This window comes from Helicobacter pylori, from assembly GCF_011175115.1.
Classification (GTDB): Bacteria; Campylobacterota; Campylobacteria; order Campylobacterales; family Helicobacteraceae; genus Helicobacter; species Helicobacter pylori_DF.
On the sequence record NZ_SHOW01000001.1, the window covers coordinates 189,748 to 206,413 of the forward strand.

General features: G+C 40.1%; 7 protein-coding genes. 1 reads left to right on the forward strand and 6 read right to left on the reverse strand.

Annotated features, from left to right (window positions below):
• Positions 1-38 precede the first annotated feature (38 nt).
• Positions 39-2,525, forward strand: coding sequence for a flagellar hook-associated protein FlgL (gene flgL, locus EXS92_RS00950; RefSeq protein WP_165515244.1), 2,487 nt, complete (start codon positions 39-41; stop codon positions 2,523-2,525).
• 84 nt (positions 2,526-2,609) lie between these two features.
• Here flgL and EXS92_RS00955 read toward each other — a convergent pair whose 3' ends face one another.
• From EXS92_RS00955 to imaA, 6 genes are all read right to left on the reverse strand, one after another.
• Entirely contained in the window at positions 2,610-3,629 is a 1,020-nt protein-coding gene (locus EXS92_RS00955; protein WP_001215709.1) for an aliphatic amidase, read from the reverse strand.
• A 197-nt stretch (positions 3,630-3,826) separates the two neighbouring features.
• On the reverse strand, positions 3,827-5,506 hold the full coding sequence (locus EXS92_RS00960; RefSeq protein ID WP_165515246.1) for a bifunctional chorismate-binding protein/class IV aminotransferase: 1,680 nt from the start codon (positions 5,504-5,506) through the stop codon (positions 3,827-3,829).
• Entirely contained in the window at positions 5,507-6,379 is an 873-nt protein-coding gene (locus EXS92_RS00965) for a DUF2156 domain-containing protein (protein WP_165515248.1), read from the reverse strand.
• A 12-nt stretch (positions 6,380-6,391) separates the two neighbouring features.
• On the reverse strand, positions 6,392-6,682 hold the full coding sequence (locus EXS92_RS00970) for a chorismate mutase (RefSeq protein WP_147745510.1): 291 nt from the start codon (positions 6,680-6,682) through the stop codon (positions 6,392-6,394).
• Positions 6,683-6,686: 4 nt separating this feature from the next.
• Positions 6,687-7,904 carry a diaminopimelate decarboxylase gene (gene lysA, locus EXS92_RS00975; RefSeq protein ID WP_165515250.1) on the reverse strand — a complete coding sequence of 406 codons (1,218 nt, stop codon included), beginning with the start codon at positions 7,902-7,904 and terminating at the stop codon, positions 6,687-6,689.
• A 47-nt stretch (positions 7,905-7,951) separates the two neighbouring features.
• Complete coding sequence (gene imaA, locus EXS92_RS00980; RefSeq protein WP_165515252.1) at positions 7,952-16,642, reverse strand: immunomodulatory autotransporter protein ImaA; 8,691 nt, start codon at positions 16,640-16,642, stop codon at positions 7,952-7,954.
• Between the last annotated feature and the right edge of the window lie 24 nt (positions 16,643-16,666).

Here is a 16,666-nt window from a genome sequence, read left to right on the forward strand (position 1 = left end):
TTTAGCTTGTTTGTTAAAAAACCAATAAGGATTTGATCATGCGCGTTACCTTTGGCTCAAAATACAACCAAATGAATAATTATCAAAACGCTTTACAAAATAAAATCAACGACGCTAACACGCAGATCGCTTCAGGGCTAAAAATCCGTTATGGTTATCAAAACAGCGACATTAACAACCAGAATTTAAAATTCCAATACGAAGAAAACACCTTAGATCAAGGCATTGATGTGGCTCAAAACGCTTACACTTCAACGCTCAATACCGACAAAGCCTTGCAAGAATTTTCTAAAACGATGGAGGCGTTTAAAACCAAGCTCATCCAATCCGCTAACGATGTGCATTCAGAAACTTCTCGCGCCGCTATCGCTAACGATTTAGAACGCTTGAGGGAGCATATGATGAATGTTGCTAACACTTCTATAGGGGGGGAATTTTTATTTGGGGGCAGTAAAGTGGATAGACCTCCCATTGATAGCGAGGGGAAATACCATGGCAATGGCGAAGATTTAAACGCGCTTATTAGCTCTGATAACCTTGTGCCTTATAATATCAGCGGGCAAGATTTGTTTTTGGGCACGGATAAAGACAAACACAAGCTCATCACCACCAACATTAAATTATTCAATCAAAACAAGCTCCACCCTGATGTGATGGACGCTTTAGAGCATTCTTCATTGCCTGAAGAAGTTTTTATTAAACCCGGTGATACCTTGCGAGAACTCATCGGCGATAACGACAAAGACCCCACTAATGACCCTAAAGAGTTTTTTTATTTGCAGGGCGTTAGGCCTGATGGCTCTAGTTTTAAAGAAAAATTCGCACTCTCTAAAGCCTACCAAAACAAAGAAAGCGCGACTAAAGTGAGCGATTTGTTGGATAAAATCGGTCATGTTTACGGGAACACTTCGCAAAATAAAGTTGTGGATGTGAGTTTGAATAATTGGGGGCAAATTGAGATCAAAAATCTAACGCCTGGCAGTGAAAATTTGGATTTTCATTTGATTTCTAGCGATGGGGATTTTGATGATTTAGACGCCTTGCGATCGAGCGGTAAAAGGGTTACTGAATACGTCAAAAGCGCGTTTGTAACGGATAGGAGTTTGAGCCAAGTTAAAGCGGTGCCTAACATGTATAATCCCAAAACGCTTGAAATCCCTAGCGTGTTTGTAACTAAAGACAATGTTTTAGCCAACAAAAACACTAAATTGAGTGAGATTTTTGGCGATAGCGTGGAAACTTTAAAAATCAATGCCAGCCGTTTGGACGAAACAAGCACTATTAAAATCCCAAACCTCCCTGTTTATTTGGATATTCCCATTCTTTTAGATGTGAAAAATTCTACAATTAAAGATTTGAAAGATGCGATCAAAGAACGCTTTAATAATGAAGTGGATGTGGAAATTGAAACGAACGGGCGTTTGAGGATTATTGACAATTCTTCTAAAGAATCGCCTATTTCTTTGGCTTTAAGCACCCTAGATCAAAAAGGGCTAGAAGTGGCCGGTATCCCTACCAATAACGCGAGCGAATACCAAAAAACCTATTTCAATAAAGAAGGGGCAAAATTAGAAAGCAATGTCGCTCAAACCGCTCAAAATGGCGCGGCTAATGGCTCTACTAAACTGAGTGAGGTCGCTAAGGGGAGTTTAGAAAATAGCGTTTTTAACATGAAATTAAACGATGTGAATGGCTTATTTTTAAAAGCGCAAATAAACTTGGATAATAATGGGGCTTTTTTGAGTTTGCCTAATGGCATTAAAATCCCGCTTTATGACCCCACAAGCACTGATATTCAAGCTTCTAAACCCAATGAAGTCACTTACAGGCAACTTATGGATGCGATGAGTATCGCGCTCAATTACAGCAATACTGACCCAGCCATCTACCAACAAATCAGCGATAACCCTACTTCCAAAGAAAGCAAGGAGCGCTTTATTGAATTGTTAAAACAAGCTAAAGACAACCTTTCTGTCAATTTGAATGAAGAGGGAAAAGTCATTATCCAAGACAACATGCATTCCAACACCAAAATGCAGTTCATGCTTTTTGATAAAGACGCGAATGATTTTTCTCAAAACGCCTTGCACAGCGACAAACCAAGCCTTAAATTAAACGCTAATAACGCTTTAATTATTGACAAGCCCAGCGTGAATTTTTTTGATCAATTAGAAAATATTATCACTTCTGTAAGAAAAGGGATTTATCGCCCGGACGCTTTAGGGGATACTTATTCTAGCGATATGCGTAATTTAGGCATTCAAAACGGCATCACCCTTATAGATCACTTGAGCGATCACATAGAAAAAATGATCGCTAAAAACGGCTCTCATGGCAAAGCGTTTGAAAACATTATCAGGCGTAATGAAGTTTTAAAAACGCAAGTTCAAAGCATTCGTGGGGAAACGACCGGCACGGATATGGCAGAAACTTATAACAAATTTTCCAATCTCACTAACAACTATAACGCCGTTCTGGCTTCCACGAACAAAATCAATAATTTGTCTTTAACGAAATATTTGTAACCTTTTGGTGGTTTTTAAGCGTTCTAAAAAGAGGTATTAAAAATGCTTTTAAGCTTCTATGAAGCCCCCCCCTCCTTTTGCCCTTTATTTCGTGGGCAAATCGCCTACAGGACAAGCGGCCACGCCCACGCTTGGGCGAGTGAATTTTTCTACATTTTCTTGAGCTTTTTTGGGGTCATTAACCCAAGTTTTATAGAACTCAAAAGGGCATTCCGCCACACCCTTATCCCCATCGCCACTAGCAAAAACCCCACTATAACCTCTGTGCAAGAGTTTGAAGAGTTGGTTTTGGCTTTGGTCGTATTTCCTCGCATCACGGATTTGTTGCACAGAAAGTTGAGCGTATTGAAGACCATTTTCTTCTTCCCCGCATTCGCCCAGAGTATGCCCGTCAAAACCAATAATGCTAGAATGCCCGAAATAGGAATACACCCCATCAAAACCGGTCGCATTCGCTACCGCTACATAACATTGATTAGCCCACGCCATAGCTTTCACTATCGCAATTTGTTGCTCCTTAGCAGGATACATGTAACCTTGACAGCGCACAATAAGCTCTGCCCCACGCATCGCGCAATCGCGCCAAATTTCAGGGTAGTTCCCATCATCGCAAATGATCAAAGAAACTTTCAAGCCCTTAGGCCCATCAACCACATAAGTTTTATCCCCAGGATACCAGCATTCAATAGGACACCAAGGCAAGATTTTGCGGTATTTTTGCACGATCTCACCCTTATCATTGACAAGAATCAAAGTGTTATAGGGATTCTTTTTGGCTTGCTCGTGTTTTTCCCCAGTCAAAGAGAACACTCCCCAAACCTTGTTTTTCTTACAAGCCTCAGCAAAGATTGCGGTTTCTTCTCCAGGAACGCTTGCAGCTGTGTCAAACATTTCTTGTCTGTCATACATAATCCCATGCGTGCTGTATTCGGGGAAAATAATCAGATCCAATCCGGGCAAACCTTGTTTGACCCCACCAATCACCTTAGCGATATTGCGACAATTTTCCAACACTTGTTCTTTAGTGTGGAGTCTAGGCATCTTATAATTGACTACCGCTACACCCACAGTATCGGGGCTGCTACTAATATCTCCATGTCTCATATTATGTTCCTTGTTTTTTTTTGATGAAAGTTCCTAAAAACCCTCTATTGAATTTATAAAATAATTGTGTAAATGGATTCATAATGAATGTGAAAACTTTAATCATTATAATTATTATAGGCGAGTTTTAACTTTTTTGCTCCATTGGGTAACCTATTTCTAGAAAAATGAGGTTTTAGGCGCTTCTATTTTTATGGTTATTTGATTTTCACCTCCACTAAACCATATAGCGCATTAATGCAATAGATTTTAGCCGCTCTTTGCAAGTCTTGTAATTTTAAGCTAGCATGCTCAACAAGACCCTTTTTTAACAACCCCACAACACCCGTCCCGTTTAACGCGCCCGCGCTGAAATAAGGGGTTAAAAGCTTGTTATGGATTTCTAAAATAAGATTGCTCCTAGCGCCCTCAGTGAGTTCTAGATCCTGGTTATAAAAGATTTCATCAAACATAACGCCTTTTTTAATGAGCGCTCGAGCGTTTTGATAAAAAGGGGCGTAAGTGGTCTTATGGTATAAAAAATCATTGTGTTTATCAATGGGGGCTTCACTCAAACGGATTTCTAGGCTTTTTAAAGGCTCTAAGGTTTTGTATTCTTTAATGAGCTTGCCCTTTTTATTGAGTAAAACCCTTAAAACCCCTTCTTTTTCCAATTCAAAGTCTAAAAGATTGTTATCGTATTTAAAGTTAAAATATCGAGCGCTATGCATTAAGCGTTCTTTATGGGCGTTTTTATTGTTAATCTCTAATTTTTGATCCCTTTTGATAATTTTCATCGTCTCTATAATCTCAAATTCTATTTTAGGCATCACAAAAAAGCTTTTTAAAAAGCTCTCTTCATATTCTTTTAGCGCTTTACTTTGATAAGTTACCCCACTCCCTACCCCCAAATGCAAAAAATCTTCGCATGCTCTTTTTTCTAAAGTGCGGATAGGCACGCTAAAAAGGGCTTTTTTTCCTCCAACCATGCCTATCGCCCCGCAATACACCCCCCTAGGGCGTTTTTCTAAATCTTCAATGATTTGCATGGTTTTGATTTTAGGGCATCCGGTCACAGAGCCGCAAGGGAACAACGCCTTAAAAATCTCAAACAAGCTTGTTTTTAGGGGCAATTGAGCTTCAATCTCACTTATCATTTGATACACGCTCGGCAAGCTGATGATTTCAAACAATTGATTGACTTTCACGCTATTTTTTAAAGCTAAGCGGCTCAAATCGTTACGCAATAAATCCACAATCATCACATTTTCGCTTCTATTTTTGTCGTCATTTTGCAAAAACAATCGGTTTTTTTCATCTATCAAGGGGTTATTTGAGCGAGCGATCGTGCCTTTCATGGGTTTTGTGATAATCTTAATCGCTGTGTCTAAAAACTCTAATTCAAAAAACAATTCCGGCGAAAAGCTTAAAACGCTCCCAAACTCATTTTCTATCAAAGCCTTAAAAGGCGTGTTTTGGTTGTGTACCACTTCCTTAAAAACGCGCTTTGGCTTGGCTTTAGTGTCTAAAAATAAGTCCATCGTGAGATTCACTTGATAGGTATCGCCGTTTTTGAGATGCTCTTTAACGGCTTTAAACTGCTTGAAATAAGTTTTTTGATCTAAAGGGCTGTGGATTTTAGGGTAAAACGCATGCTCTTTTAAAGGCTCTAAAGAATATTTTTTTCTTTCTAAAAATTGTTCAAAATACAAAAAAGGGGTTTGGCTTTGAAAATTTTCATCTAAAAACGCTAAGCGCGCTTCATACAAAAGATACCCCACAAAATACCCATTCCCCCTATTTTGAGAGATGAAATCCAGGGCGTTTTTCAGCTCATTAAGATTAGTGGCTGTGAGTTTTTTAACGCTTTTTTGATATTTAAAATCCCCAAAAATCATTTAATTTCTAGCAATGGCTTCGTATTTGTCTATCAAAAACACCGGGTTATAGCTCATTTTAGACCTTCTTAAGCCCTCTAATCCTAGATCTTCTTCTCTGTTAGCGTAAGTTAAATGGCTAAACTCATTCAAAAGCAATTGCTGGTTGATGATTTGATACGCGCCTGCAATATCTGTGCGGGCTTTTTCAATGTGGATGAGCGCGGTCTCTTCGTTTAAAACTTCCCCAAAACTAAACGAGACTATTTCCCCATTAACCCTAATAAGCCCCCCCTTTAAATCCAAGCTTTCATAATTTTCTAAAACGCTTTGAATGCCTTTATTTTCGTTGATAAGCCCTAGATCATCGGTCTGGCTTTCTAAAAACCACTCCTTGGAGGCTTCTAAAACTTCCTTTCTGTTTTGAGAAGAAATTTTTTCATAAACAAAATTCGTGCAATTGGTTAAAAACTGGTTTAAGTGGTTTTTTTTCTTATGGTATTTTTTCCCTTTGAGCGCGATTAGTTCTTCAATAGAATAAACATAATCGCTCCTGTCTCGGTTGTAAGTGAAATCAAACACCCCTACAAAATTGTCTTTCAAATCGTCTTTTTGCTCTAAAGTCAGGGAGTGGAATCTTAAATTTTTTTCTAATTTCAAAAGCTCTTCCACACATTCAAACGCATTCTTACCGATAGGATAGAAATAAAAGGGTTTTTGATTTTCATAAGTGGTTTGAATCACCAAACAATCCCTAATCACCGCCACTTGAATGAGCCTTGCGTGCTGCCATAAAAAGCAATTGGTAAAACTCACATCCGATAAAACGATTTTTTGAGCGCTTAAAAACCTTGAAAACAAGTCCTTATGCGCTAGGGTAATTTTTTCAAACATAACAACTCTCTTTTATTTTTTTAACTCTTTTAGGGCGTTTTCTTGAAATTTTCTAGAAATCTTAAAAACCTCTGCATAAAAACCCGTAAGAATTTCTTCATTCAAATGCTTGAAATCCCTTTGGCTGAGTCGTTTTAAAATTTCTCGCTCTCTTTTAGGGCAATAAATGGGGCTTTCTTGTTTGATGAGAGCGATTTTTAAAGCGATTCCTAAGCGTTTGTCTAAAAGATCGCTCAATTCATTATCTAATAAATCAATTTCAGCCCTTAAAATTTCTAAAAGACTATCCAAATTCTTTTGCATCTAATCAAACCCCTTTTAAGCTTTCTTCTTCTAACCGCCATAAATCTTCTAAAGCCTCTCTTTTTCTTATCACTCTGATTTTGTGATCTTCTAGGGCTAATTCTAAAAGTTTGGGGCGCGAATTGTATTGACTGGCCATGCTAGAGCCATAAGCCCCAACCTTCTCAATCGCTATTTTATCGCCTGGCTCTAATTCTGGCAAATGGGCGTCTTTTAAAAAAGTGTCGCTGCTCTCGCACACAGGCCCTACCACATCGCAAGGCGAAATCTCACGCCCCTTAGAGAGCGTTATAACCCTTATGGCATGCTTAGCATGATACAAACTGGGGCGTAAAAAATCATTCATACCCGCATCTACAATCACAAAGCGCTTGTTTTGAGCCTTTTTTTCATACAAAACCTGCGTGATCAATTCCCCACTCTCAGCCACGATGGATCGGCCCGGCTCACAAATAATCGTCAAATCCAAGCCTTGAAGCGCGTTTAAAATCCCTTGCGCGTAATCATAAAGCTTGATCGTTTCTTCATTTTCATAGCTCACGCCAATCCCTCCGCCCACATCAAAAAAGCGCAAATCTATCCCTAACGCTATCAAAGATTTAGCGATTTTAGCCACCTTTTGGCTCGCTTCTATAATCGGCTCTAAATCTAAGAGCTGTGAGCCGATATGAAAATGCACGCTAACAGGCTCTAAAAACGCGCTTTTTTTAGCCCAAAGAAACATTTCTAAAGCTTCTTTTTCTCCCACGCCAAACTTATTTTCTTTCAAACCGGTAGAAATATAGGGGTGCGTTTTAGCGTCAATGTTAGGGTTGATTCTAATGGAAATCCTGGCCTTTATCCTTAAAGATTGGGCGATTGTTTCAATCGTTGTTAATTCCATAAAACTTTCTACATTCAAAAATAAAATGTTGAGTTTTAGGGCTTGTTCTATTTCAAACGCGCTCTTACCCACCCCGCTAAACACGATCCTATAAGGCTTGATCCCAGCTTTTAAAGCCCTATATATCTCGCCTATGGAAACGCAATCCGCCCCGCTCCCTAAATGGGCTAATAAAGAGAGGATACTCAAATTGGAATTCGCCTTTAAAGCGTAGCAAATCAAAGATTTACGCCCCTTAAACGCTTCTTTATAATTCAAAAAAGCCTGTTTGATCTTGTCAAAATCATAGAGGTAAAAAGGGGTTTTATAAGTTTGAAACAGCTCTTCATAATTAAACATAGAAAAACCTAGCCATAAAATTTGAACGAAGCATTATAGCAAAAAAGCTAAAACGCCACTCGCATGCCCACATTCCCGGTTATATTAATGTCTTGGTATTGCAAGCCCATCTTAAGCCCCACCCCCGCATTCACATACATCAAACGCCACAAATGCATTTCGCCTCCTGTGATCACGCTCGCAAAAGTGTTGAAAATTTCCCCCTTGCGATACAATAAAGTGTTTTCACCCACAAAACGCACCATATTACCGCCTTTAGATTTGATCAAAAGATCCCTACCCAATCTCGCCGTTACAAAATAATAGGAATTTTGACCAAAATACTTACGGCTCTCCAACCCCATGTTGAGCGTTAAAACCGATTCGTTAGAAGGGTTTGAATGCATGAGAAATTGTTTGTAAGAGGCATCATTCATTTTGCCCTTCATGCCGCTCAAGCCTATGAAATGATAGCTCAAACCCACTTGAGGTTTTAACACCACGCTTTTTTGTTTGAACATGAAATCATAGCCGTAATTCCCATTCACGCTCGTTGTCCAAGTGTTATAACTATAGCGTTGGTTCAACACAGAAAGCAAGGGATTAGAAGAATTGATATTATTTGCATTGCCTCCATAAGTTTCATTCGCACTCAAAGTGAATTCGTTCCTTTTTAAAAAAGCCCTCGCATACATCCCCACATCCACATTATTACCCAAAGAATGCATGATGTTCCCATTAAAGTCGCTATACCCATAAGCCACATAACCCCCAAGGATCACATTTTTAACTAACCTGTCATAGCCCACATTCAAGCCATAAAGCGTGCCATTGCCCCCAGAAATAAAGCTCGCTCCCCCCACCCCTTGAACCCAAAGGTTATTTGGGTGTTTGCTGAGTTGAGAGTATTTGACAAAAACCTCTAAAGTGCTAGGGTTAGAATCGCTAAAACGCTTGTTTTTAAGCTCTAACAAAGAAAAATCAGACTCTCCCTCTCTAGCCCTAAAATCAGAGAGTTTGGTTAAACGGCTGGTTTGTTGGGTGTAACTCGCCAATTCTAAAAGATTGGTAGCGTTATCCCTAAAATTAGGGTTAGAAATCAAGCTTGCGGTGTTTTGAAGATCTTTTGTTACGCCTAAGATTTCATTTAAAGAGTGGTTTTTTAAATAAATCGGTGCAAAAAGCGGGTTTTCTTTAGTGTCCATCATCAATGTTGAAAGCCAATTGATAGCGCTATTCCCCCCAACAGCCTCAATTTGATTCAATGCACTTTGCCCTTGAATGCCCACAATGTAATCTTGTAAGGTAGGGGGGGTAAAGTCCATGATCTTGTTGCCGTAAGACATTTTAACCTGGTCATGAAGAACAGAAAGACTTAAAATGTTGTTTTGATGGGCGTTGTTTGAGTTAGGTAGCGCTACGCTTAATAATAACCCCTTATCTTGTAATAAAACCCGTTGGCCTAAATAAGTCAATACGCCGTTTTTTTCCTCTATGTGGTTCCCGTTGATATTGATTAAGGTATAGAGCTTCAAATACGATTGCAAGCTGTTGGGGTTGATATTGTAATCAATGTAACGGCTGCTTTTTAATAAAGTGTAAGTCGTATTATTGGCCATGCTGTTATTGACATTGATAAAAGGCGTTTGGGTGGTGTTGAGATTAATGATCCCCTCTGCTTGAATGAGTGGCGTTGGCGTTTGGATATTTTCTAAATTAAAATGTATCGTTCCCAAATTATTCAACGCCCCCCCCACTTCTAACCCATAAATCCCAGTGCTTAAAGAAGCGTTTGAAGCGATCACTAAATTTTGAAGCACCCCTATTTTTTGCGTGGCGTTGTTGTTAAACGCCCCTTGAATGTTTAAGTTATTCGTTACAAAGCTGGCGTTTTTTTCTAACACCGCTTGGTTGGAAATCGTGAGATTGTTGGCTTGGAATTGAGCGTTATTGTAAAGATACAGGTTTTTAACGTTTGCAGAACCTTTAATCTTTGAAAAATCAACCACCCCATTAGCGTAAATATTGCCTGAAAAATTGAAATCATTCGCCGTAACCATCAAGCTCTCATCGTTATTGTTTAAGGCGATTGGCGCGTTACTTGATGCATTACTAGAAGAAGCGTTATTTTGAGTGGTGAGCGCACAAGGGTTTGTAACGCTAGCTGCAGTTGGATCGCTTTGTTGCGCGCAACTAGCGTTGATAAATAGATCGCCTTGAGACACGGAAACATTGTTACTAGCGGCATTAATCTCAAGGCCGTTGCTAGCGTTAAGCGCGGTGATGTTAATGTTAGAAACTTGATTAGACAATAATTGAAGCGTTCCAGAATGGTTAGTGAATGAGATATGATTGTTTCCGGCAAAAATGAGCGAATTTCCTGCGTTAAAACTAAGCGTGCCTCCATTAGCGTTAGAGAAAGTGGAATTTTGCACAAAAACATTGCCTTGCGCGTTGAAACTAAAATCCCCTTTTTGCCACACTTGACTCAAGCCATAGGGAGCGAAAAGCCCCTTTTTACCAAGATTAGGGATCAAATCCCCCAAACCTTGTTCATAAATAGGCCCTAAGCCTTTAGCCGCTAGGACTTTGTCTAAAACGCTTTTAATCTGCTGGTTTTGCAGCAAGCTTTCTAAAGAATTGAGCGCATCTTGCCCTAAAAATTCGCCAATCATTTGTTTGCCCAAAGCCACTACATCGTTTTTTAAAGCCTCGCTCGGTTTGACAATATCTTGCAGCATCACGCTTATGATTTGCCCTATATCGTTAGCGGAAATAAAGCCGGTGATCTGATTGAACAACCCCTTTTTACTCAATAAATCATTGATGGACATGCTCCCTATAAGCTTTTCAGGGTTTTGCAAATCAATGCCCCCTAGTCCGGCTAATCCCCCCACTAGCCCGGTCCAAAAGCCTAATTTTTGCCTGATCAAATCCTTAATCGCCGTGTTCAAACCGCTATCGTTCATGAGGTTATCAAAATTATTCTGCCCTAAAAGCTGGCTTAGGGTTTGATTTTTTTGCTCAGGCGTTAAATACCCCCCGATCACGCTATTGCTCCCTAGCGTATTTACTATCAAATTCCCTAATCCCCCGGCTTTATTGATGGATTGCATTACCACTTCGCCCAAAATATTAGCGAGCCCGGCTTGATTGAAAACCTTATTGATGCCCTCTTGGCCTAGCATGCTAAAAATCCCATCGGTTTGCGAGCTTACGATATTCGCTTGGTTGAGAATGAGCGAAGTTTGGCTGTTAAAAGTTACGCTAGCGCTCCCCCCAGTCCCCCATGCGTTCCCACTCCCTAAAGTGCCGGTAAGATAAATTTCTTTAGCGTTAAAAGTCGTGTTAATATAGCCCAAATCAGCCGAGCTAGACTCCAAAAGCTGCCCTAAATAAGTGCCTCTAAATTTTTGGCACACAATATCAGTATAATCACAAGGTGTTTGATAGCCCAAGCCCCCAAAAACCACCGCGCTATTGGTGTCTGTTTGCCCTATTTTAGTCGCTCCTATAATCAAAGTGCCGTTATTGAAATTTTGCACCACCGAATTGTTTGCGTTATCAATCAACTCGTTAATGTTTTTCCAATCGCTAGGCGTGATGAGTTTGGTAAGCTGGTTTAGTGCATCGCCTTTTAAATCGCTCAAACTTGAAAGCGAAAAATCATTCCCTAATATCTTTTTGATTTCAGGGTAGAGTTTGAGCGCCATTTGCCCTAACGCTTTGATATTATTGAAATTATAGCCCTTGTTATAGATGTGCAACGCGCTAATAGGGTTGCCTTGCGCGTTATAGGTTTGCGAAATGATAGAAGATTCAGAGCTTATATTATTATTTTTCGTGGTGTTATTACTGCCGCTGGCTTGATAGGATTGGTTGGGGTTGTAATAGCCTTTCACGCTGCTAGTGAGGTAAAACACGCCTTGTGCATCATCGCTATAAGAATACACGCCATTAGCGTTGTTATAAACCTTTTGGTAGTTAAAGATTTCAGAGCCAATGTTATAGAGCGTGTTTTTAATGCCCGGGATTTGAGAGAGCGTAACGCTCAGTTGGTTGTCTTTAAAACTCTCGGTGATTTTTAGGGCGTTATTGAGAGGGTTAGTGAAACTATAAGTTTGGTTTTTAGCATCATAAATCCCGTCATTGATGCGCATGCCAAAGAAGCTGATACGCTCATACCAATTGTTATTCATGTCCGCTTGAATGATGTTATACACACGATTTTTATTGTCGTTTAGATCGCTTAGTAAATCAATGTTAGCGATATTCAAGCTCCCTTGATTACCAAAAACAAGCTGGCTGTTTTTCAAATTCAGCACGCTGTTATTGTTAGGGTTTAAGAGGTTGCCCCCCAAACTCAAGGGCGCTTTAATATCAAGGGCTTGATGGAAAGTGATGGGGCTTTGAGAAAAAGCGTTATCATAGAAATTAAACGCCGTGTTAGAGGTAATAGCGCTAGAGCCTTGAAAATCTAAAGAAGAGTTATTGCTTAAATTAAACTGCCCTCCTAAAGAGCTCGCTCCCTTAAACACGATAGAGGAATCACTCAAACTCGTAGTAATATTCGCTGAATTGAAATTAACCGCCCCGTTAAAATTAAGGTGAGAGCCATTACTCGCAATCAAGCTCGCATAATCGTTGATCGTGGCGTTGTTGGAAACATTAATCGTGCTTTGGTTGAGGTTGAGCGAGCTGGTGTCGTTCAAATTCAAATCGCCTTGAAGATCCAAGGTTGAATGGTTGCTCGCATTGATAGAGGCGTTTTGAGAAAGATTGATTGCATTGGCTTTAATGCTGCTTGTCCCCACTGAAACGCTTAAATTGGAATTGTCAAACAACACGCTTTTAGCTGAAATTTGATACAAACCAGAGCTTAAATTAGAGCTGTTAGTGAAACTGATCGCATTAACGGCATTGAATTGAAAAACAGATTGCGTTTGCCCCACATAGCCCCTAAAAGAGCTGTTAGAAAAATCCAGATTCAAAGCGTTGAAACTGAAATTAGGGTTGCCTCCATTTTGCGCGGTATCATCTATAAAATAGGAGTTTTGAGCCTGAATGTTCGCGCTCTTAGAGGTAAAATTCATAGATGAGCTTTGCGTGCCAGCGGCGCGGTTATACAAAGTCGCGTTCGTTAAAAGAATGCCTTGAAGCCCGTTAAAATTAAGGCTCGCGCCCCCACCGCTAGAAATGCGATTCCCGCTTTCAATGCTGCCGGTGATATAAATCTTTTGCGCTTCATAATACCCTGTAATAAAGCCTATGCATTGCAAATTCCAGCAATGCCCGCTCGCATCATTACTCCCTGCCCCCTTATTGTCCCCAAAGCGAATGATTGTATTGGATTGTGGCACATCGCTTGCATTGGTCCATATGCTTTTAGCCCCAAAAACGATCGCGCTGTTTTGCCCGGTGAATGTTTGAGAAAATTCCGCTTTAGTGAATAAAGTTTTCCCGCTCGCATAAAAATCAATGCTGTTGTCGTAATAGTAAATGGTGTTGTTTGCATTCCCTAAATTATTGTTATAGCTGTTAGGCATGTAGGTCATAAAACCGACAACATCTTTATAATACAAGTGATCCGATTTTTCCATATCCACATAATCAAACACCATGCCAACGCCCAAACGCCGGATAGAAATGCTGTTTTGTGAAAAAATCTCTTGGAAATTGTAGGTTTGGTTATTGAAAGAATACACCACATCATAAACGCCATTACCCGCGCTAGAAACGAGCTTTTCACTGCTTGCCCCATGCCCTTGGTAGTTGATGAGCTGCCATAGATTTTTACTGAAAGCGTTGTTGTATTCAATTTCTTTAGAAGAGCTTACAAGGGTGATAGGGTTGCCATTAGTGATAGCTTCACCAATATTAATCACCGAATGAGCGCTAAAAGCAATCGTCCCATCGCCAAAAGACAAAGGAGCGTTCAGGTTTTTTAAAGTGATGTTATTGAGAGTAACCTGCCCTTTCACGCTCGTGTTCGTAGGGCCATTAAAAACCACATTATCAAAGGTTGCATTCCCTGCAATATTAACAGAGCCGGTATTATTGAAATTAGCGGTATTTTGAGAACCATTACTATTGGTAGAGTTCCCAAAAACAGCACTCCCAGCGATTTGCAAATTTGAATGAGCGTTAGTGAAATCCCCCACAAACGAAGTGGTAGCGTTAGAATTATTGAAATTAAAAGAAGCGCTATTGTTGAAGTTAGCGTTATTGAACGAAGCGTTTTTTGCGCTAATCTCAAACGAACCGCTATTGAACTGGTTGTTATTTGAAAAATTCAAGCTATCGCTGCTGAATTGGTAATTCCCTCCATTAAAGTTGGTGTTTTCAAAAACCGCTTGCCCTGCATTGAAAATGAATTTCCCATCTTTAGCTTCGTTAGTGAAAGTGGTGCCATACACGGAAAGTTTACCGTTAGCGTTTAGGCCATTCAAATTCTGCGAATTGTCCATGTTTTGCGTGGAAAAAGTCATAGAGCTTGAATAGATTCCGGCGTTATGTTGCGTGATGGTAGCGTTAGCGATATTGATACTATCTACCCCATTAAAGATTAGATTAGCTGCCCCACCGGTGCCTATACGATTGCCAGAACGCAGATTCGCTGTGATATACACATGATAAGCGCTATAAGTGCCATCAGTCGTGCCTGTGCATTGGTAATAGGGCCAAGGCCCGCAATGCCCATTAAGAGCGCTCCCTGAAGTGTCCCCAAAAGACACCGTGTCGCTAGAAGAAACGCTATTTCCAGTCCATGTTGAGTTATACCCAATCACCAGATTACTACCACTAGCGCTAAAAGTTTGTTTAAACGAGTTAGTGTAGCTCCCCCATATTTGAACGCTCGGCAAGTAATAAGTCCCGCTCTCTGTAAAATTTTGAGATTTAGGAATATAATATTTATGGTTATACCAAGGCATGTCAGCATTAATATAATTTGAAGCGGATAAGTCAAATTGTGATCCGCTGATTGTAGGGGGTGGCGTGTAAGTCCCGCTCTCTAAAGCTTGGATAATAATGGAATTAGGGCCAAAAGTTTCTTGCAGTTTGTAGATAGTATCCCCTATTTTGTAGCCCACTTGATAGACTTGTGCAGGGTTTGTAGAGGATTTAGGGGTCGAAGAGTCAGTGGGTTTAGAGGTTGTAGCGTTTTCATTCAAAAGCTGCCCGGTAACCCCATTGTAAGTGATCATATCCCACAAACCTTGAGTGAAACTTTGCGGTTTTGAAGAGCTTTCGTTCGTTTTTAGGGCGTTTGTCAAGCCGTTGATCGCATGGTTTAAAAGATGATTATAAGTGATCCCACCGCTAGAATTTAAAATCGTTACGCTATTTTTATCCCCTAAACTTGTGAGATTGAAAGTCGTCCCTTGAGTGAGAGTGATTTTAGAACTCCCAAAATCAAGGGTTGAACCATTGTTCAAATCATTCTTACCGCTTAAAGTAACGCCACCGGTAATGGTCATGTTGCTTGTATTAATAGAAGTGTTAAAAGTCGTGTTGTTAAAACTCGCGCTCTCATTAATGGTGATTTTACCGGTATTGTTAAAAGTGGCGTTATTAAAGGAAGCGTTTTGGATCGTTAGTTGGTGGTTTGAATTGTTAAAGGCTTGCTGGAAAATTACAGAACCCTTAAGAGTGGTAGCGCTGCCACTAAAGGAGCTGTTTTGAATTTGGGGGTGCTGAGCGCTGTTAGCTGGATTAGTTTGGTTATTAAAAGTAAAAGTCCCCCCATTAAAGGAGCTGTTTTGGAAAGTGGCTTGATTGTTAAAAGTATAAGAAGCGTTACTAAAATTCGTGCCATTAAAAGAGCTTGTGCCTTTAAAAGTGAAGCTACCGCTATTAAAGGCGGTATTATTGGTAGCGCTAAATTCTTTATTGAAAGTGAATGCCCCCCCATTCAATTTCGCCCCGCTAAAAGCGGCGTTCTCTTCAAAAGTGAAACTGCCGCTTGCATTGCTAAAAGCCGTATTAGTAGCGTTAGTCGTCCCTTTAAAAGAATAGCTAGGCCCAGAAGTGGAGCAATTAGCCCCTACGCCAACACTAGCTAAAGAACTGCAAGTATCCCCATTTAAAGAAACCGAACCGATAGTAATAGCGCTGTTGGCATTGCCTATATTCACTTGTGAAGTTTTAAACGCACTGATATTAGAATTGATATTGACCTGATTAGCGTTCAAGTTTAAAGTGGCTGTGCCGGTGTGCGTGCCAGCTCCAGATCCCACACGATTGCCCACTTCTAAAGCGCCGTTTAAATTGATTGCGCCAACATTAAAGCTTACATCATCTTTGCCTTGATTATAACCTTGATACGAAGTGAAACTATTAGAACCGCTCAAATCTAAAACAACGCTATTGCCTAGATTGATCGTGAGATTGCCCCCAACATAATTGGTAAAACCGCTTAAACTATAAGTCCCCGTTTCATTCCCGCTACCCACAAAAATAGCTTGATAGTTTTGAGAAGATAAATAGTTAGCGGCATTTCCAGCATCATAGCCTTTATGATTTGCCCCCCACACGTTCTTTAAACACCCTGCAAATTCCCACCATGCACAATACTGACTGCCCTTAACCCAATGCACATACTCACCCCCCACTTTTGGGTTTAACAAATCCCACAGATTATTCGCATACACCCCACTAGCAAACCCGCCAATCAGTAAAGGCATAAGCCATAAAGGACGCTTTAAGATTGTTTTTTGCTTGCGTGCTATCTTTTTTGGTTTCTTTTTAAACTTTTTCATTAAATGCTACCCTCTCATTTCCTA